20 protein-coding genes are annotated in these 18,644 nt (G+C 36.2%); 8 read left to right on the top strand and 12 right to left on the bottom strand.

Annotated elements, in window-relative coordinates:
- Positions 1–3: 3 nt before the first annotated feature.
- Positions 4–1,086: an aspartate kinase gene (locus BMS_RS12135; protein ID WP_014245115.1), complete on the top strand. Its 1,083-nt coding sequence runs from the start codon at positions 4–6 to the stop codon at positions 1,084–1,086.
- On the opposite strand, the gene BMS_RS17085 is transcribed toward BMS_RS12135, so the two are convergent.
- Both BMS_RS17085 and BMS_RS12125 read right to left on the bottom strand, forming a co-directional pair.
- On the bottom strand, positions 1,034–2,143 hold the full coding sequence (locus BMS_RS17085; protein WP_014245114.1) for an ATPase, T2SS/T4P/T4SS family: 1,110 nt from the start codon (positions 2,141–2,143) through the stop codon (positions 1,034–1,036). The two genes, BMS_RS12135 and BMS_RS17085, sit on opposite strands and share 53 nt — an antisense overlap.
- Positions 2,140–3,441, bottom strand: coding sequence for a hypothetical protein (locus BMS_RS12125; RefSeq protein ID WP_157868282.1), 1,302 nt, complete (start codon positions 3,439–3,441; stop codon positions 2,140–2,142). Before BMS_RS12125 ends, BMS_RS17085 begins: the two co-directional genes overlap by 4 nt.
- A 76-nt stretch (positions 3,442–3,517) precedes the next feature.
- On the opposite strand from BMS_RS12125, the gene BMS_RS17935 reads away from it, so the two are divergent.
- Positions 3,518–3,646, top strand: coding sequence for a hypothetical protein (locus tag BMS_RS17935; RefSeq protein WP_267890245.1), 129 nt, complete (start codon positions 3,518–3,520; stop codon positions 3,644–3,646).
- Positions 3,647–3,727: 81 nt separating this feature from the next.
- On the opposite strand, the gene BMS_RS12120 is transcribed toward BMS_RS17935, so the two are convergent.
- The 4 genes from BMS_RS12120 to BMS_RS12105 all read right to left on the bottom strand — a co-directional run bounded on the left by BMS_RS12120 (position 3,728) and on the right by BMS_RS12105 (position 5,425).
- Entirely contained in the window at positions 3,728–4,033 is a 306-nt protein-coding gene (locus tag BMS_RS12120; RefSeq protein ID WP_044557583.1) for a hypothetical protein, read from the bottom strand.
- On the bottom strand, positions 4,017–4,478 hold the full coding sequence (locus tag BMS_RS12115; RefSeq protein WP_014245111.1) for a hypothetical protein: 462 nt from the start codon (positions 4,476–4,478) through the stop codon (positions 4,017–4,019). Before BMS_RS12115 ends, BMS_RS12120 begins: the two co-directional genes overlap by 17 nt.
- Positions 4,479–4,595: 117 nt before the next feature.
- Entirely contained in the window at positions 4,596–5,183 is a 588-nt protein-coding gene (locus tag BMS_RS12110; protein WP_044557582.1) for a hypothetical protein, read from the bottom strand.
- Positions 5,184–5,185: 2 nt separating this feature from the next.
- A complete protein-coding gene (locus BMS_RS12105; RefSeq protein ID WP_014245109.1) occupies positions 5,186–5,425 on the bottom strand; it encodes a hypothetical protein in 240 nt (79 codons plus the stop codon).
- A gap of 352 nt (positions 5,426–5,777) precedes the next feature.
- On the opposite strand from BMS_RS12105, the gene BMS_RS12095 reads away from it, so the two are divergent.
- Both BMS_RS12095 and BMS_RS12090 read left to right on the top strand, forming a co-directional pair.
- Positions 5,778–6,434, top strand: a complete 657-nt coding sequence (locus BMS_RS12095; protein ID WP_014245107.1) for an SPOR domain-containing protein — start codon at positions 5,778–5,780, stop codon at positions 6,432–6,434.
- Between the two features lie 56 nt (positions 6,435–6,490).
- Complete coding sequence (locus BMS_RS12090; protein ID WP_014245106.1) at positions 6,491–7,564, top strand: mannose-1-phosphate guanylyltransferase; 1,074 nt, start codon at positions 6,491–6,493, stop codon at positions 7,562–7,564.
- Here BMS_RS12090 and purB read toward each other — a convergent pair.
- From purB to BMS_RS12070, 4 genes are all read right to left on the bottom strand, one after another.
- Positions 7,559–8,884, bottom strand: coding sequence for an adenylosuccinate lyase (gene purB / locus BMS_RS12085; RefSeq protein ID WP_014245105.1), 1,326 nt, complete (start codon positions 8,882–8,884; stop codon positions 7,559–7,561). The genes BMS_RS12090 and purB overlap by 6 nt on opposite strands.
- 48 nt (positions 8,885–8,932) lie before the next feature.
- Positions 8,933–9,694 (bottom strand): hypothetical protein, encoded by a 762-nt coding sequence (locus tag BMS_RS12080; protein WP_014245104.1) that lies wholly within the window; start codon positions 9,692–9,694, stop codon positions 8,933–8,935.
- Positions 9,694–11,157 (bottom strand): TolC family protein, encoded by a 1,464-nt coding sequence (locus BMS_RS12075; RefSeq protein WP_014245103.1) that lies wholly within the window; start codon positions 11,155–11,157, stop codon positions 9,694–9,696. Before BMS_RS12075 ends, BMS_RS12080 begins: the two co-directional genes overlap by 1 nt.
- A gap of 81 nt (positions 11,158–11,238) precedes the next feature.
- Complete coding sequence (locus BMS_RS12070; protein WP_014245102.1) at positions 11,239–11,598, bottom strand: hypothetical protein; 360 nt, start codon at positions 11,596–11,598, stop codon at positions 11,239–11,241.
- Positions 11,599–11,672: 74 nt separating this feature from the next.
- Between BMS_RS12070 and kdsB the strand changes: the two genes are divergently transcribed.
- The 4 genes from kdsB to BMS_RS12050 are packed head-to-tail and all read left to right on the top strand — an operon-like array spanning position 11,673 to position 15,380.
- Positions 11,673–12,446 carry a 3-deoxy-manno-octulosonate cytidylyltransferase gene (kdsB, locus tag BMS_RS12065; protein ID WP_014245101.1) on the top strand — a complete coding sequence of 258 codons (774 nt, stop codon included), beginning with the start codon at positions 11,673–11,675 and terminating at the stop codon, positions 12,444–12,446.
- Positions 12,424–14,031, top strand: a complete 1,608-nt coding sequence (locus tag BMS_RS12060) for a CTP synthase (protein WP_014245100.1) — start codon at positions 12,424–12,426, stop codon at positions 14,029–14,031. Before kdsB ends, BMS_RS12060 begins: the two co-directional genes overlap by 23 nt.
- A complete protein-coding gene (kdsA, locus tag BMS_RS12055; RefSeq protein ID WP_014245099.1) occupies positions 14,021–14,830 on the top strand; it encodes a 3-deoxy-8-phosphooctulonate synthase in 810 nt (269 codons plus the stop codon). Before BMS_RS12060 ends, kdsA begins: the two co-directional genes overlap by 11 nt.
- On the top strand, positions 14,820–15,380 hold the full coding sequence (locus BMS_RS12050; RefSeq protein WP_044557580.1) for a KdsC family phosphatase: 561 nt from the start codon (positions 14,820–14,822) through the stop codon (positions 15,378–15,380). The genes kdsA and BMS_RS12050 overlap by 11 nt, the downstream gene beginning before the upstream one ends.
- On the opposite strand, the gene BMS_RS12045 is transcribed toward BMS_RS12050, so the two are convergent.
- Positions 15,381–17,483 (bottom strand): sensor histidine kinase, encoded by a 2,103-nt coding sequence (locus tag BMS_RS12045; RefSeq protein ID WP_014245097.1) that lies wholly within the window; start codon positions 17,481–17,483, stop codon positions 15,381–15,383.
- Positions 17,470–18,555, bottom strand: a complete 1,086-nt coding sequence (locus BMS_RS12040) for a substrate-binding domain-containing protein (RefSeq protein ID WP_014245096.1) — start codon at positions 18,553–18,555, stop codon at positions 17,470–17,472. Before BMS_RS12040 ends, BMS_RS12045 begins: the two co-directional genes overlap by 14 nt.
- Positions 18,556–18,644: the final 89 nt, after the last annotated feature.

Here is an 18,644-nt window from a genome sequence, read left to right as displayed (position 1 = left end):
TTTTTGAAGATCTTTAAGTTTGGTGGCAGTAGTGTTCAAGATGCTACTGCCATGAAAAGAGTAAGTGAAATTATTCTCAATCATTCAAATTGTGGAATCGTTGTTGTAAGTGCGACAAAGAATACCACAAACGAGTTAGAGCAAATTGCAAAGTCCGCATCCTTGAATGAAGTGAATCTAATGCAAAAGCAATTAGAATCCCTCACCTTAAGACATAGGGCCATTGCAGACGACTTGGAACTTGATATTGGTCTCTCTCTCAGTGAACTTGAGAGTGAGCTACAAATGTGCTCGCAAAGTATTCTCGGTGATGGAGAGATTCTTCCAAAGAAAATGGATGCTCTCTATAGTTTAGGTGAGCGCTTCTCTAGCTTAATTCTTTCTTCATACCTTAGTATTCAGCACGACAGAGCAATTCTTCTAAAGGACATTAGAGAGATTATGATTACTAACGATTCGTGGAATTGCGCTTCTCCTCTGATCGGTGAAATCTCACAGAGAGTCCAACTTTGGAAGCCTGCAATTGAGGATGCCCTCATTGTTACACAAGGTTTTATAGGTTCTACTATAAGTGGTGAGACAACAACTCTAGGACGAGAAGGTTCTGACTATAGTGCAACTCTTTTAGGGGAAGCCTTTAGCGCAAGTGAAGTTTTTATTTGGACAGATGTTGCCGGAGTCGCAACCTGTGATCCGCGAATTGTACCAAGTGCAAAGTTCATAGAGCAGTTAAGTTATGATCACGCTTCTAGGCTTGCTCAATTTGGAGCGAAGGTTCTATTTGAAAGAACTCTTGAACCGGCCATGAGAGCAAAGTTTCCTGTTGTTGTGAAGTCAACTCTACTACCAAGTGAAGTTGGTTCAAGGATATTTGACCTCCCAAAGAGAGATGGTGTCGTAGGTCTTGCCCTTGAGGGGGATATCCTCTCAATAATTGGTGAAAACCTCTTAAGTGAAGAAGTCTCTATCCTAAATAATCTCAGTGATTATGAAATCTATAAGCAAACAAATGAGTATGTTGCTCTACGAATTCTTAGCGAAGATATTGAAGATTTTGTAAGAGAGGTTCATTCGAAGATTCTATAACGTCTTCGTAATTTACCTTCCCACTCTCGTGCCCCAGCAATTTTATTACAGACTTTACCTTCTTCTTTTCTAGAAAAATTATATTATCTATTCCCTTTGTAATTAGAGTCAGTGCCATGTCGTTATTCATTCCCTTAATTCCAGAATAGAGTGAGAGTAAGGTAGATATTCGATCTGGACAGTCAATAGCACTATTGGCATGAATCGTTGTTAGCATTCCCTTATGGCCAGTATTGGAGTTCAATATTAACGGAACAACTTCACTAGATCTGATCTCTCCAAGGATGAGTCGATCTGGCCTTAACCTAAGAGCGTAAGAGCAATAGTCTCTTAAAGAGTAATTCTCTTGATCCTTCGCTACTAGCCTGGTTGTCGTTCTATTAGGAGAGTTTATCTCAAGTGTGTCTTCTATAATCAAAGTGTGTTCACTTTGTCCCACCTCTTTTAGGAGTGAAGAGATAAATGAAGTTTTACCACTACCAGTTGATCCACAGATCACTATATTATTCTTTTCTTTAAAAAGCCTTTTTACAACTTCACATTCACTTCTATCTTCAAAGAAAGTCTCCAGTGCAAAGCTCTCCGTGGAGATTATTCGAATAGAACATTTATGTGAGTGAACTTGAGAGAGAGAGGAGTGAGTGAGAGAAACCCTAATATTAGTATAACCGATCTTTGATCTAAAACTCACAAATGGCTTTGTAATATTCCAGTCGACTTTATTTTGTAGACAGAGAAGCCTATAAGATAAATCTAAATCTTCGAAGTCTAATGAAATAGAGTTCTTCGTAATTTTATCTTTGTAGAAATACTGAATATTTTCTTCATCGTGAATAATAATCTCTTCAAGCCCTTCTTTTAGCTTTAAAAAGTTCATCGTTGCAATTGAGTCGTACCATATTTGTAAGCTCTCTTTTGGTAAGAGAATTTCCCAGTCTTCACCGAATTGTAGGTTTAAGTTACCAATGATTTGATTCACATCTGGAAACTTTCCTCTATTGATGGAGTCACGAATAAATGCTCTCGAAATTCTATAAATATCTTCTGCTATATTCATGGCATTCTCTCAAGTTGTACGTAGAGCTGTATATTCTTATAAGTTTCAATTTCTGAGCTAGAAGTGAAAAGCTTTCCCAGCAAAGGGATCTTCGATAAGTAGGGAAGAGAGGTGTTTTGGTGTTGTATACCTTGGTGCCCTATATCTGTAATTTTAAGAGATTTCCCCTGAGTGATTTTTACTCTAGATTTTGTTTTATTTGAACTGATTGTTGAGGCACCCGAACTTTGCATTGGCCTAGAGAGCTCAGTTTCAATATTTAGAAAGTATTCATTATTTTCTTTTTCTAACTTTGTTTTTATTTTGAGCCCGGCGAATTTCCAATTCGTAACATATTCTTCCTTAGATTTTCTAGTAAAGGGGATCTCGCTACCTATACTAATTTCCCCTTCATTATTAACTCTTGTTATAATCTCAGGAGTAGCAATTGATGAGAGCTTAACTCTCTTATTTTCAAAGTTGATTATATTCTCTCCGATAAAAGAGTTGAGATCGTTTCTTATTAAGGCATAGAGGTTGTTAGAAATCTTATCGAGACCAAGTGCTAGAACCTCACTGGAAGCAGACTCAAGAAGAATCAATTTTGTTTTAAGTTTAAAATTATCTAATGTTAGTTCATCTTGAAATTGATGTATTTCTATTGGAATTTCATGAAACCAATATTTAACAAGACTATCAATATCAAGATTTGATTTAGGAACTTTACAACGGATTGGCATCTGATGAAATTGGCAAATAATATCAGAAACCTTATTTTTCAAAAACTTTGGATAAATTAAGTTCGCCAATTCTCTTTGAAGTTCTTTTGAGATGAGTAGTTGATTATCTATATTGATTGATTTCTCACTAGACTTCAGAAGAGAGGAAATACTTTTAAATTGATTGAGCTCTGTTATTGTTGAACATAATTTCAACTTAGAAGAAGACAATTCAGTATCAATTCCCATTTGTTCAAAATTAAGGGCCAAGAGCTTCATCTTTGCCAAGCCTATCTTTGTTTGAATAAAAATATGATACTTCTTTTCTACCTGATGACTATTCCATACCTTGATCGTGCTAAAACCTTGATGTTTTCCACGAATCAGGAGGCCTTCCTGCGCTTTTCTATGCCTCACGGATAAGAGCTCTTTATTACTCACTGCGTAGTTTTCGAGGTTTGGAGTTGGGATTCTATAGTATTCTCCCACGGCAATATTTATATGATGGATATTCGTAGTATCGTTTTTACAGCTACTTAGAGATTTTGGTGATACGATAATTAAGTAGTTAAGGATTAAAACTTTGACAACTTGGCCCAAAGTAGGTAAAAACTTGTTTCTACTATGGGTAGAAATGAAATAAAAATTGAAGATTTTAAGATATAGGGGAGAAATCATGGTTTCTAATACAAGAATTACTAAAACTAGAAGAGCAAATAAGAAAGTTAAAGCTGGTGCTAAGAGAAAGGCTGCTAATAGAAACAAGGGAACAACTCCTAAGTTTGCGATTCACCAAGATAAGTAATCTAGATTAATCGTCGAGATTATTATGCACGGGTCCTATTAGCGGCCCGTATTTTTTTGCCCACACTCATTGTGGGCTTTTTTATTTCCAATAAATTCCAAGCATATCTTCCATGACTTCATTATTTCGCGAGAGAGTTGTCACATTGAGATCTTTATCAATACAAACATGAGTGGCCAAGCTGTGTTTCTTCTTACATGGACCTAACTCAACTTGGTAGAGTTCTTTACTTACTTGAAAGTGCTCATTCATAATTTTCTGAATCTGATTAAATGATTCAATATCGCTGCCTTCATAAGTTATAAGAACTAAAGGTGTATCTTTCATGGCTTGGACTTGAGATATGCTCAATGTACTAAAGAGCATTAATCTAAAAAATGATTTCAAAGTTCTTTCTCCTTTTAAGTGGTATTTCTCTAAATGGAATTAGCTTCCAATTATTAGGCTTCATTACAAATGTTGAGTAATACTTGGTTGGAATATCTAGCAACACAGTGAATTGCCCTTCTTCGTGAATAGTTCTTTGGAGAATATGAACACCCTGTATCTCAGTTGCACTCGTTGTATGTATAAGGTTTGCAAGTTTTTGATCATTTGGGATGATTGAATAAGCTTTTATTTCTAATCTCGTGTAACCATCTCGCTTGCTGATTACTTCTTCTGACTTTATGACCACTTCAGGAGTCTGTAGTAGAGTTCTCGCAAAATGAGAGAGTATAAATATCACCAAGAATTGAATACAAAGCTTTTTCTTATCTGATTGATTCTTTCTCTTTGTAGACTCTTTGAATAGTTCTAGAGGAGAACTTATTCCATTTTCTTTCAAACTCATTTAGATCTCTTTGTTCTATATCTCTTAAATATGTACTTATTTTTACGAATGAAAAAAAGCTTAAGCTCAGAGCAAAGAGAAAAATGGAAACTTCAAGTTCACTAGAACCTCTATTGCTCATAGCTCATACACCTTCGTAAAGACCTTAGGCCTTATGTCAAAGCGGTTATCCAGCTTAAAGGATGATTTGAAAATGACGGGAGGTGTTTTAAAAGATAATTTTCCAGATGTGAAATAGCGAAACTTTACTTGTTTCTTTATTGAAACTCTCGTTGTGTGATCTATATTCCTCATGAATATGAATTTTGATTTAAGTTGGTAGAAAGAAGATGAAAAGATGTTTATCTTCGTTACTTTTGAACACTCTTCTACTTTATAAATATCTCTATAGAAGCTAATCAGATTTATTTGTTGCTTGGCCTTTAGAATGGTTAAAGATGTTTTTGCTGCAGAAGAGACACTGGGAATAGGAAGTAAAGATGCGTAGTAGGAGATTCTAATATGTTTATTGGTTGAATTTATTTGATTAATAAACTTAGCTTGAAAGAAGTGAGATTTTCTCATGCATATTAATGAGTGTAGTCTTAGTCTATTCTTATGAAGATAAATAAGCTTTTTAACTGTTATAGCGCTAATACCACTTAGGGCCATTAGTAGAAAGAGACATAGAAGTAATTGAGTACTTCCTCTTTGATCTAGTTTCATATTCACTCTTTTAGAGAAAAGTAATTCTTAGTTTCAATTTTTGAGTTTCTTATATTGATGGTGACTAATTGTTTGCATTTAAAGACTCTCATTTTCTTATTTAAAACGATCGCCTTAGTCATCTTCTTTAGAATTAGGTGATGTTTATGTGATTGACACTCTGACTCCTGGGCAATGGACCAGGAGAAGTAGAGTGAGAGAGTTGCTATTTTAAATAGTGAGAGTGTTCTAAGAAGGTACAAATCTATCTCGCAGGGATATGTTTCACTATATCCTTTCTCATTTTTTCTACACGTGTATGGACACTTTCTCCAAATTGCTTCATAGCGACTAGGCAAAATATACCTACCAAAGAAGAGATGATTATGTACTCCATAAGTCCTTGGCCTTTCTGATTTTTTAAAATTTTCTTGCTCGCTTTCATATTTACCCCTTGAAAAGTTCAATGTTTAAGGGGTGCATGGAGCTTGCCAATTGTGGCGTCGAATTTTCTAGAGCTTAGGAGTGTTTAGGTTCGCTTTTTGAACTAGTGGGTAAAAATAACTACTGGTTATTACGATTGCATGCAAATTTAGAGGCGATTAAAATAGAGCTATGGAAGATAAAACTAAACTCTATGTATTTGCAAAAAAAGAAGTATTCTTAATCTTTGTTTTCATGATTTTGATTTCAATCACATCTTTTCTCTTGGGAGTAAAGATAGGGGTTAACAATTCATTTGAAAAATCTGGCTATAGTAAAGAGGACGTCAATAAAGTTGAAATACTCTCACCAGCAGAAGAGAAGGTTAATGAAATTGAAAAGTCAGTTAATTCTGATGATGAGACTTACAAGGCCCTCAAAGAAAAAACTGATATGGCCCTAGAAAAGAAAGTTGAGCAAGAGTTTTCTGGCACGGCCACGAATAGTGATTCAACTATGAACACTGACGTGACAAGTCCTACGAGCAGTGAAGTTTCAGAAGTTCCTCAGATGGAAGCACCTAAGGAGTCTTCTAGAGATAAGTTAAGTGGTAAGTATACGATTCAAGTCGGATCATTTCCCTCTGTCGATGAAGCAGAAGTTTTCGCAAAGGGATTTAAGGCGAGAGGCTATACAACTATAATTAACGAAAAAAACCTTCAGCATAAAGGTACATGGTTTAGAGTGAGCATTGGTGTTTTTGAAAATATCAGTGAAGCCAAGGACTATGTCATAGAGCACAAATCTCTTTTTAGCTCTTCAGAGTATAGATTCACTCAATTTGATTAATTTCAATTCTTAGAAATTATTGCTATAATATTCCCATAACTTACAAAGGTAATTTTATGGGAAATATTTATAGTTTAGTTATGGCCGGTGGGCAGGGGACAAGATTTTGGCCAGAGTCCACATCTAAAAAGCCTAAACAGTATTTACCTCTAGTTTCAAGTCAAAGTCTTTTAGCTGATACCCTCGACCGTCTCGATGGATTAGTTAAAAATGAACAAAGATATATTGTTACAGTCAAAGAGCAAGAGAAGTTAGTTCTCAAAGAATCAGCTGGTAAAATAGGACAAGGTCAAGTCGTATTCGAGCCGAGTGGAAGAAATACGGCGCCATGTATCTTGCTATCATTGGCAACATTAATGAAAAATGGTGCAAGTAAGTCTGACCTTGTTGCAATACTTCCATCTGATCACGTTATTTTGAATAAGAATGGATTTCAACAAACGATCCAAAGCGCCCTTAAGGTTGCTGTTTCTCAGAAGAGAATTATTACTATTGGTATTCCTCCTCATTTTCCTCACACTGGTTTTGGTTATATCCAAACAGGGGAGGAGTTAACTGAGACATCTCTAGACGTCGTAACTTTCAAAGAGAAACCAAATCAAGAGACGGCCATTAGTTATCTCGAATCTGGAAAGTATCTTTGGAATGCAGGAATGTTTGTAGCGGAAATTGGTGTTCTACTAGAAGAGTTTCAGGCCCATTGTCCTGAGATCTTTGAATTCTATGATGAGCTATATGCGGCCCTTGGCAATGAGAAGAATGTAGCCGAGGTGTATGCGAAACTTCCAGCTGAGTCAATCGACTACGCTATCATGGAGAAGTCATCTCGAATTGGTCTATGTAAGGCCAACTTTGATTGGAATGACTTAGGGTCTTGGGATGCTCTCTCTACTGTTGTTGAAGAAACTGAAGGTAATACGCTTGTGAGCGCTAAGAATCATTACTTTGAAGATTCTAAAGGAAATATTGTATATACTCCCGATCAATTCGTTGGACTCATTGGTATTGAAGATTTAATTGTCATTGCCAATGGTAAGTCAGTTGTTGTTCTACCTAAGAAGGACTCACAAAAAGTTAAAAATATTGTGAGTCACCTCAAAGATCAAGAATACGGAAAAGAGCTCTTATAGCTCTTTTCCATGTGGATAACTCTTCTCAACCCTTTCAAATACTTTATCTGTAGACTTTAAGAAGATATTTTTAATTTCGTCCCTTGTTGGAATTGGGAGTTCTAGCTTTGTCTGCTTGCTCTCTAGAAGAGTTTGAAGTGCTTGGTGAAATACTTCTGCACTTTGAGTTTTACTTGCTTCAAAACTTGCTTGTTGCACTAGAGAGTAAAGATCATCTCTTTTGAAATTCGTTTTCTCAATAAGATGATGAAGGTAGTAGCTTGATAGATAGGTGCAATTTTCAAAAACTCTATTTGAAATTACATCATCATTAATAACTAAATTCTCAACCGTCGAGCTAAGTCTATCAAGAGAGTAGAGTAGGATTCCAAAGGCATCGGGAAGATACATTCTCTCCGTTGAAGAGTGAGAGATATCTCTTTCGTGCCAAAGTACTATATTATCGAGAGCGACACTCATATGAGAGCGAAGCATTCTCGCCATACCAGTGAGATTCTCTCCGCTTATAGGATTCTTCTTATGGGGCATTGTAGATGAGCCCTTCTGACCTTTAGCAAAACCTTCAAAAAGTTCAGCAACATCTGATCTATGAAGGTGTCTAATTTCAACTGAGATTCTCTCAATTGCAGAGGCAGTCAAAGAGAAGATAGATATAAGTTTTGCAATTCTATCTCTTGGAATAACTTGAGTGCTATGTTCCTCTGGCTTAAGTCCAAGGGCATTTGCTGCAACCTCTTCAAGCTCTGGCGTCAAGATTGTATAATTCCCAACAGCTCCTGAGAATTGAACCCTTAGTTCATCGTTGTAGTAGTCAAGTAACTCAAGGTATCGGCGACTAAACTCTGCATAGTGACCTAGAATCTTTTGTCCAAAACTCATAGGCTCAGCATACATTCCGTGAGAGCGTCCAATTGTAGGAAGGTCTTTTGTTTCTTTTGCTTTGCTTGATAATGAAGCTAGAAGTTTTTTGAAGCTAGGAAGAATTCTTTCGAGAGATTGTTTAATTTGTAGTGTAAGAGCTGAATCGATAATATCGCTGGAAGTTACTCCAAAGTGAAAAAACTTTCCAATTTTTGGATCGAGATTCTCTGTAATTGAGCTACAGAATGCGATGATGTCGTGGCGAGTTTCTTTTTCGATCTCTGTAATTCTATTTACATCGATCTTGGCCAATTTTCGAATCTCTTCACTCGTTCCTACAGGAACTCTATTTCCTTCGAGTGATTTTAAGATAGCGAGTTCAACTTCCAAATAAGTTTTAAACTTATTTTCCTCTGTCCAAATTTCAGAAATTTCTTTCTTGTCATAACGACTAATCATTCGAAGGGCTCCATGTTATTGCTCGACGAAAGGGTCGTTCGAGCTTAATTAAAAATAAAAAGATAGATCTGCTGCAAAAGAGGTCCACTTTAGTAGAAGACTTCTCTCACTTGATTTTTCTGTATCAGTAACCTTACTTCTCTTAACATGGGCGAGGTTATAATTAAATCTCATCCCCCAGTGAAAAGAGTTACTTGTTCTATAATGTAGTCCAAAGTCAGCTTTCATACCTGGACCACTATAGGACTCCCCAAGTTCGGTAGAAGTCTTATTGTAATTTACAAATGCTCCAATAGTTTCAAAGAGGTTGTCACTTGAGAATAAAGTTTGTATTAAACTTGTTCTATAAGATAGACCGGTACCAAGAGTTGTTGTCTTTAGAGTTTGTTCTGAGATTTCATCGCTGCTAAAAGTTGGAAATTGTCCATTCGCGTCTGCAACTTGACTAAATTTTGCACTACTTTGGGCCCCGTAAAACTCCCACCATGCGCGGTCTAGTTTCCTTGCATATTGAAATTCAAAACCTGAAACATCCATTGCTTTCATAGGGTTAGTGTTTAGGTTATACAGTAGAGATACTCTAGAGCTGTCCTTACTTGTTGAATAGCTATCTAGAGATAGACCAGCTTCTAGGTCGTAGTTCTGAATACGCAATTCTTCATCTAGGCTCTTCTGATCTTTAGTTTTGCCAGATCTCAGGTATTTTAATTCTCCCTCTAATTCATCATCAGTCGGAGGCAGTGTCGTTTGAGCCGATGTTATTGGGTTAAGTAATATGAATAGTGTCAGTAATGCTATAAGTGCTTTCATTATTTAGAACCCTTTTTGCTTTGCTTTAAATTTTCAAAATTCTGCCCCGGGAAGTCTTCAACTCCCGCAACTTTTGCTAGCTCTATTTTGTTTAAGAGATGTAGAAATTTACTTTGTTCTAAAAGTATCTGAGCATCGGTCAATTCAATAAGAGTATTTTTGAAATCAATATAGCGCGTTCTTTTATTCATGTAATTTTCTAAAATAGTATCAAATGATTTTTGAAGAGTTGGAATCCTTGCGTCTAGAATATTAATTTGATTTTGTAAGTGTTTAACAGTGAAGTACTGAGATTTAATTTGTGCTTTAGAATCTCTTTGAGCCTGCGCTTTTTTGGCAAATGCTAAATGCTTAGAAAGCATAGACGACTTTGTTCTTCTAGAGTTAAGTAATCCTCCAGAACCCGTTAGTGACCATGTTGCATTGATTGATGCCACAATATCAATATTAGAGTTTCCCTCTCCAGTAGAAAATGTTGTTCTATTTGTATTTGGTCCAAAACGGTAGTCATAAGCACCAAGAGTCATACTAATTTTTGGAAGAGGGAGATTATTCTTAAGTGCAAGCTCGTAGCTTCTCTTTGCGTTTTCAACTTCTTTGAGTGCATCAAGTGTGTCGGGATTATTTGCATTCGCAATTCTAATAATTTCATCTAGAGGAGTAGTTAAGAGCTCATACTTAAGAGCGTCTTGAAGAATATACTTTGTTCCCACTTCATCATTAATTAAGTTTGCTACAACCTCGTTCTGGAGTTGCACAGCATTCTTGGCCTCTTGAAATTCATTCTGGGCCCTTAAGTACTCGGAGCGTGCGAGATAGTAGTCTTGCTTACTAACTTTCTTTAGAGAAATTTTCTCACGATTGAGACGATAGATAAAAGATGCGTGTCTTAGTTGGTCTCTCTTTATTCTTTCTTGCTCGTTAAAAAAGCTAAGTCTAAAGTAAGCAATTATTAAATCATGCTTTAACTCTCTAGAGTCCTCTTTAATCTGTTCTTTTGATCTCTTTATATCTGCTTTAGTATTTAAGTAGGGAAGGTAGTCTCGTCCCCAGTTAAAAAGAGTATAGTCTCCAAAGTTAAGAGAAAGAGCACCATCTGGTCGCTTATTTCTTGGACTTGAGTTATTGCTGCCACCTTTAACAGTTCCCAGTCTGTGCTCATCCGAAATAAGTGAAATATTTACCTTTGGTAGCCAGAAGTCTTCCCAAGTATCATCCCACTTTAGATCGAGAATTTCGTCATTATACTTTCTTATTTGTTGATCGTAATTCTTTCGCAGTCCCTGCTCTATGACATCGTTAAGATGGAGAGCCTTCGTATTTAATCGGCTGGAAGCAGATTGATCTAAAGATTGAACATAGCCTTCTGAGTGAAGTTCTTTAGGTGTTGGTTGGGCGTAAGACGTTGTCGTGCTTACAAATGCAATTGTCATTGCTACATTTAATTTAATGAATCCGTTCATTATCTGTCTCTTTTTCTCGTGTGTGTGAGAAAATGATACGCAAAAAATTTGGGCCTGAAAAGGGGAGTTTTTAAAGAATCTTTATAGGGTGAGTCCCGGACATCCTGTACGAACAATACTCTCTTCAAGGTGGGTGATCTTAATTAGAGAAAGCCTCAACTCATTTTTGAGTTTTCCGTAATTTTCTATGAGTTTAACTTTAACAGTCTTCTTCTCTTTAGGGACATTTTTGAGCAGTCTTCTATTTCTAGTAATGAGCTCCATGAGCTTTTGTTTATGAGCAACTTTTTGATTCCTCTTATTTAGAAGCTCTTCACATCTTCTGGAAATACTTGGGTCTGTAATAACAGTGTTTTCATAATCCTGTGCGACCGAAGAACTTAGGAATAGGAAGCAAAGCGTAAATATGTGGAAAAAATATTTTCTTCTTATCATTTTCATTATTTATAATAACATAGCTTGGAAGATTTAAACTAAAGTGTTAAATTCTACCCTTAAGATCACGGAGATGATTTTTGAATGAATTAAGAGTTCTCATACTCATTCCTGCTCGCTATGCGTCGTCAAGGTTTCCAGGCAAACCTCTTGCAAAAATCTCTAAAAAATCAATGATACAAAGAGTATATGAAAACTGCTTGGGCATTAAAGACCAACTTAAAAACTCTGTTGTTTGTGTTGTTACTGATGATGAGAGAATCGAAGAGCATGTGCTAGATTTCGGAGGAGAGGTTGTTCGTGTCGATGACGATGTGGCCTCTGGTTCCGAAAGAATAGCCCTGGCCTTGGAGAGATTCTATAGCGATACAGATTGGGATTTTGTTGTAAATGTTCAAGGTGATGAGCCACTAATTGAAAGTGACTTATTGTCTAGATTGGCCAGTTATCACGAGCAGAGCTCCTTTGATATTGCCACTGTGGTGAAACCATTTCACGGTCATAAAGCTGAACATATTGATGCGAATAAGGTTAAGGCCATCTATAGTCCAATTAATGGGCAGTGCCTCTACTTCTCTAGGGCGGAGTTACCTTTCTATAGAGATAGTGTCGATATTAAAGACTGGTTTTTGCATATTGGGATTTACTCTTATCGTCCTGAGGTCTTAAAGAAATTTTGTAAACTCTCTCCTTCTCGTTATGAATTAATTGAGAAGTTAGAGCAACTCAGGGCACTTGAGAATGGTTTTACCATGGGTGCTGTTACTACAGATATGACATTGATGGGAGTCGATGTTCCAGAAGATATAGAAAAACTTGAAGGAGTTCTCCGTGAAAGGAAAATCAAGTCCTAAGAAATTTATTTTTATTACCGGTGGAGTTGCTAGTTCACTAGGTAAGGGTCTCGCTGCAGCTAGTATTGCGGGTCTTCTAGAGAGAAGAGGGCTTAAGGTAAATATGTTGAAGATGGATCCTTATATAAATGTGGATCCTGGGACAATGAGTCCAACACAACATGGAGAAGTATTTGTTACTGATGATGGTGCAGAGACGGATCTAGATTTAGGTCACTATGAGAGATTTACTTCTCTAACTCTAAGTCGTACGAGTAACTTCACAACGGGACAAGTTTACTTACAAGTTATAGAGAACGAAAGGGAAGGAAAGTACCTTGGAAAAACTGTTCAAGTTGTTCCTCATATAACGGAAGAGATTAAGAGAAGAATTCATATTGCGGCAGAGGACGCTGAGGTCTTACTTGGTGAGATTGGTGGAACAGTTGGTGATATTGAATCACAACCTTTTGTCGAATCAATTAGACAGCTCGCTCATGATGTTGGACCAGAAAATGTTCTATTTATTCACTTAGTACTCGTTCCATACTTAGGCGCAGCAGGTGAGTTAAAAACAAAACCTGCCCAGCACTCAGTGAAAGAGCTTCGCTCGATGGGACTCTTCCCGCAAATAATCATTTGTAGATCAGATCGAGAAATAGAGTCTTCTTTAGTCGATAAAATCTCTCTCTTTTGCAATGTTCAAAAAGAAAATGTCTTTCAATCAATTGATGTCGATACAATTTATCAAGTGCCACTAAGCTTACATGCTCAAGGACTAGACCAGAGAATTGCGAACTTACTTGGAATTTGGGCAGCAGCTCCGAAGATAGATGATTTGGAAAAAGTTGTGTTTAACTTTAAGAACCCTCTGAGAAAAGTAAAAATTGGAATCGTTGGAAAGTATACGGAGTTAGTTGAATCATATAAATCTCTTGATGAGGCCCTCAACCATGCAGCAAATTCATGTCAGCTAGAGCTTGAACCTGTTTATATTGATGCTGAGGAGTTAGAAAAAGGCAATGATGAAGTTCTCTCTAATGTGCAAGGTATTCTCGTTCCTGGTGGCTTTGGTCAAAGAGGAACAGAGGGGAAAATTGCCGCGATAAAGTATGCGAGAGAGAATAAGCTTCCTTTCTTTGGTATCTGTTTAGGAATGCAGTTAGCAATGATTGAATACGCTCGAAATATTGTTGGACTTGAAACTGCTACGAGTGAAGAATTTGGAAGTGGAGGCGACTTAGTCGTCCATTTCATGGAAGGTCAGAGCCAAGAGGGATCAAAGGGCGGGTCAATGAGACTTGGTGCCTATGACTGTGAACTTCTCGATGGATCATATGCTAAGAAGGTATATGGCGCCTCAATTATTAGTGAAAGACATAGACATAGGCTAGAAGTGAATAATATTTATGCTTCTAAAATTAGCGAAGCAGGAATGGTTATCTCTGGTATTAATAAGGAATTGGACTTGGTAGAAGTTGTGGAGCTGAGTGAGCATCCTCACTTCATTGCTTGTCAGTATCATCCTGAGTTTAAATCGCGACCTTATTCGGCGCACCCACTATTTAAAGCATTTATTGAAAAGGCAGATCAGTATGGAAAATAAAAAAATGGACTTCTTTATTGGACCTTGTGTTCTAGAAAGTGAAACTTTAGCAATGGATATTGCAGGTAAGTTAGTTGAAGACCTCAAAGAGTTTGAGGGGAGAATTCAGTTACACTTTAAAGGAAGTTTCGATAAGGCCAATAGATCATCTATTGATTCTTATAGAGGACCAGGGATCGATGACGGTCTAAAGATTTTAGAGAAAGTTGCGAAGACTTATTCTCTTCCAACAATTACGGACTTTCATCATCCTGAACAAGCTGAGAAAATTGCAAGCGTCGTTCAAACATTACAAGTTCCAGCATTTCTTTGTCGACAGACAGATATGATCTTGGCCGGTGCAGAAGCTTGTGCAAAATATAATGGACAATTAAAAGTGAAGAAGGGGCAATTCCTAAGCCCGGAAGAGACAAAGAATATTGTAGATAAAGCGCTCAACTTCCTCTCAAAAGATAAGATTCTTCTTACTGAGAGAGGGACAAGCTTTGGATATAATAATCTTGTCGTAGATATGGCAAGCTTTCAGATTATGAAAAGCTTTGGTGTAAGGACTATTCATGATGCTACTCATTGCGTACAAAGACCTGGTGGTTTAGGTACTCAGACAGGTGGGAAGAGAGAGCAGATATTTACATTGGCCAAAGCAGCAGTTGCTGCTGGAGCTGACGGGATTTTTATGGAGTGTCATCCAAACCCTGAAAAAGCACTCTCTGACTCGGCAACGGCTCTACCTATTGATAAAGTTCAGAGCATTGTAAGGAAGCTAATACAAATTAAGGATGTAGTTGATGGAAATTAATCTAAAAGAAGTTGCTAAGAAATTTGAAGAAAAACTTCTCAAAATCAAAGTCGTTGCATTTGATGTTGATGGAATCTTAACTGATGGAAAAGTTTGGTACAGTGGGGATGAAATGGCGTGGAATCGATTCACCGATACACGTGATGGTTATGGACTTAAGATGCTAAAGAGCTTTGGTTTTAAAGTTGGAGTTATCACTGGTGGAGACTCTCTAAGTGTACTTAAAAGATTTAAAGAGAACTTAAAACTTGATTTTGTTTACTACGGTAATGAGGATAAGAGAGAGTCTTTTAAAGAGCTTCTTGCACAGGGATATGAAAGAGAAGAAATTCTCTACATGGGAGATGAGTTCTTTGATATTCCACTAATGATGGCCAGTGGTTTTTCAGCAACTGTTCCTGGTGCATCTTTAGAGGTGAGAGAGAAAGCGGACTATATCACATCTATGTCTGGAATTGGTTCTGCTAGAGAAGTGATAGACATCTTGAGATATGCTCACGGGAAAACTCCTGAGATACATGATCTCGATGGTAATCTCGTCAAGTTCTAATTAATTTTTTATAGGGATGCTCACAATAAAGTGAGCTCCTGAATCTTCTCTCTCAAGTTTTATATCACCAGACATTTCAAGTAATAAGTTTTTGGAAATACTAAGTCCAAGGCCTGTTCCACTACCAACTGATTTTGTGGTAAAAAATGGCGAGAAGATTTTCTCTTCCAGCTCTTTTGGTATTCCTCTTCCGGTGTCTTTAAAGTGAAGGTAGCAAGTTGTGTCTTCAACTCTTGTTGAGAGGTCAATCTCTCTGCGCTCCTGTCCAATTAGGGAATCAATTGAGTTATTGAAGAGATTGACAAGTATTTGAGAGAATTGTGTTTCCTTTATGTAAATATTTATATCTTTATCTAGTCCCTGCGTATTGAGAGTAATCTTATTCTTTTTTAATTTCTCTTCAATAAAGAGAAGGGTTTTATTTAAAACGAGGTCTAGGTTTTTAGACTCTAAGCGGTCTTTACTTCCTTCTCTAGAGAAATCCAGTAAGTTTGAGATGATCTGCGATGTTCTCTCAACAGAGTTTTCAATATTGGAAATAGACTTTCTTATATTCTCTTTTTTCTTTTCACTGTTGATCTCTAGTTGTTCAAGCTCGTTTTCAAGCATTGTTAGAGAGAGTGATACGATTCCCATTGGATTATTAATTTCATGAGCGACACTACTTGCAATCTCCCCAATGGCAGCAAGTTTTTGATTGTGAACTGACTTTGATCTTTGGGCCTCAATGATAGATTGAGTTTCAAGCTTTTCAGTATTGTCTACACATTGAATGAATATATAATTCTCTTTATTGTCTTGGTGAATTGTCCAAAGAGTATTCTTCCACTTTTCACCTGACTTAAAGTTGAATTCATCTTCAAAAATTTTCTTACGATCTTTTATTGTTGAGAGCATCTCTTTGAAGTCATCGCAATTTTTTAGAGCGCTATCTTTTAAAATATTTCCATTCTTATCACTGATCTCAAATAGGTTTATACTCGCATCATTAGTTTGAATAATCTTACCTTTGTAATCTAAAATCAAAATTGAAATTGGTGAAGAACTCACAAAACTTGCAAGTTGAGACTTCTTTTGCTGAAACTTATCAAAGACGGAGATGAAGTTATCTTCTATTAAATTAAACTCTCTAATAAAACTTCTTCTTGGTGTCGACCTTAAGTTTCGAATCATTAGTAAACTAATAGTATTCACGATATGTTCTAATGGAGGAGTGATCAATCTATTCGCGATATAGATAGCTATAATACAAAGTAAGATGGAGGTTAGAACTGTAATCAGAAAGTTGTATATATAAGAACTTTTAAGATTTTTAACGTAGTTGGAGCTTGTTTCAAAAGCGACCTTGATACTGTAAATATCATCAAGTTTTACTTTTGTTATATAGAATAATTTCTTATTTGATTGAATTAAGCTTCCTACTTTAGCAGAAGTAATGGCCTTTGCGTCATCAACGCTCATGACTCCTGAACTAGAATAAACATTGTCATTAATAATAAAGTAGAAATTAGTCTTTAAAACTTTAAGAGATAAGTTGTTAAAGAAACTTGCTCTATTATTTAGAATATATCCTGTATGCATAGTTGCAAGAATACGACCTGTCTTTCTTGATATGATGTCTTCTTTTAGAAATGCGATAAGGTTAGAGGTCTTTGTCGTATAGAGTTCAAAGTCTCTTTCAATGGAATGATTTTCTAAGTAATCATTTATGATTTGCTTCGTATTTAAAATATTGAGACTAACATCTGTAATTTGCTCACTCCCATCATATGATAGAAAAATAAAGTCCGCGTCAATAGGGGATGTGACTACCTTCTTAAGAACGTTCGTTAAGGCACTACTTCCCTTTGACTCTAATAATTTTCTTAATTCAAAATTATTCGCAGCTTCTCGCAACTGAACTCTCTTGGCCTCTAGTTGAGATGTTATAAATACTTCCGTTAACTTCTCTTCATCCTTAAAGTCATCAATCGTTTTATCTTTAAGTAGGAGCATAGAGGAGTTGAATTGATTATAGAAAAGAGGAATCGTCACTAGGGTTACTATGACAATAATGATAATTCCTAAGAGATAAGAAATTTTAATATCTTTAGATTTCTTCATTAGAATACCTAAAGGCCCTTTTCTCTAAAGAGCGGAGTTTTTCTTTAGAGGTATTTTTATCGATAATTACCATCTCTCCTGAAAAAATCATAGGAACCATATTGGACTTATTTTGAAGATCAAGCTTTATAGCTTCTGCTACAGCAATGGCACTATCATCATTAATTCTCATGACAGTAAAATCAATACCACTTTTCTTACTCTGTATATTATCAATCTCAGAGCTTCTGCCTCCCCATCCATTTAATATAAAATCTTTCTTATTTTTATATTTAGCTGCGGCTAAACTTATATCTGTTGAGCAGGAAATAATGAGATCAACTTTCTTATTCTTTTTAAAGAAGTCATTAATTGCGATTTCTGCACGTTTACCCTGACCATTAGTATAGTATCTAGCTTTTAAATTCCACTTTTTGCTTTCTCTAAGTTCCTTGATCATATAGTCTCCTCTCATCTGACTGACATAGCCCTCTGAGTGGTAAAGCACCATATAATCTCCTCCATCTGGGTAACGCTCTTTAATTGTCTCTATAATTTTCTTAGAACCTTCCTCATGATCAAAGCCTACATAGAAGAACGGCTGATTCTTCCCAAGTGTTTTAAGCGGTGTCGTTATATTGAGTAAGATTAATTTAATCTTTGAGAATGATAGAATTTGATTTATTAATTTTGCATGATCTTTCACATTTAGAGTAAAGATTAAATAGTCCGGCCTATTCTTAATTGCTCTTATAATATCTTTGGTCTCTTCATTTACACTTGAACCTGTCTCAACAGGAATAAGTTTTATATTAAACTTCACTCCAGAGTCGGTAAGTCTTTTTTCAAGTGCAGTAATATTTCTTCTCCAATAATCAGAGATCTGTTTGCCTGGATAGATAAATACGATTTGCGCAGTTTTGTTTTGTTTTTGGTTTAACTTTTTTGCATCTTCTTCTACCAGTTTTTTTAAGTTGGCAATCTTAGTTTTTTGAATAGGGAAGTTGTCGAGGTATTCTCTATAATGCCAATACTCATCACCGAGAATATTGGAGAAGTTAAATAGCAGCGCAAATAATAAAATCAGTCTCAAAATAAATCCTTTTTATAAGGTACTTATCGGAAGATATTGATTTTACTATAGTTTTTTGCTCGTACTTGACTGAAAGGGGCGGTTGTTTT

Origin of the sequence: Halobacteriovorax marinus SJ, assembly GCF_000210915.2 — a bacterium.
In the GTDB taxonomy this organism is placed as follows: Bacteria; Bdellovibrionota; Bacteriovoracia; order Bacteriovoracales; family Bacteriovoracaceae; genus Halobacteriovorax; species Halobacteriovorax marinus.
This window is presented reverse-complemented; position numbering and strand designations above follow the sequence as displayed.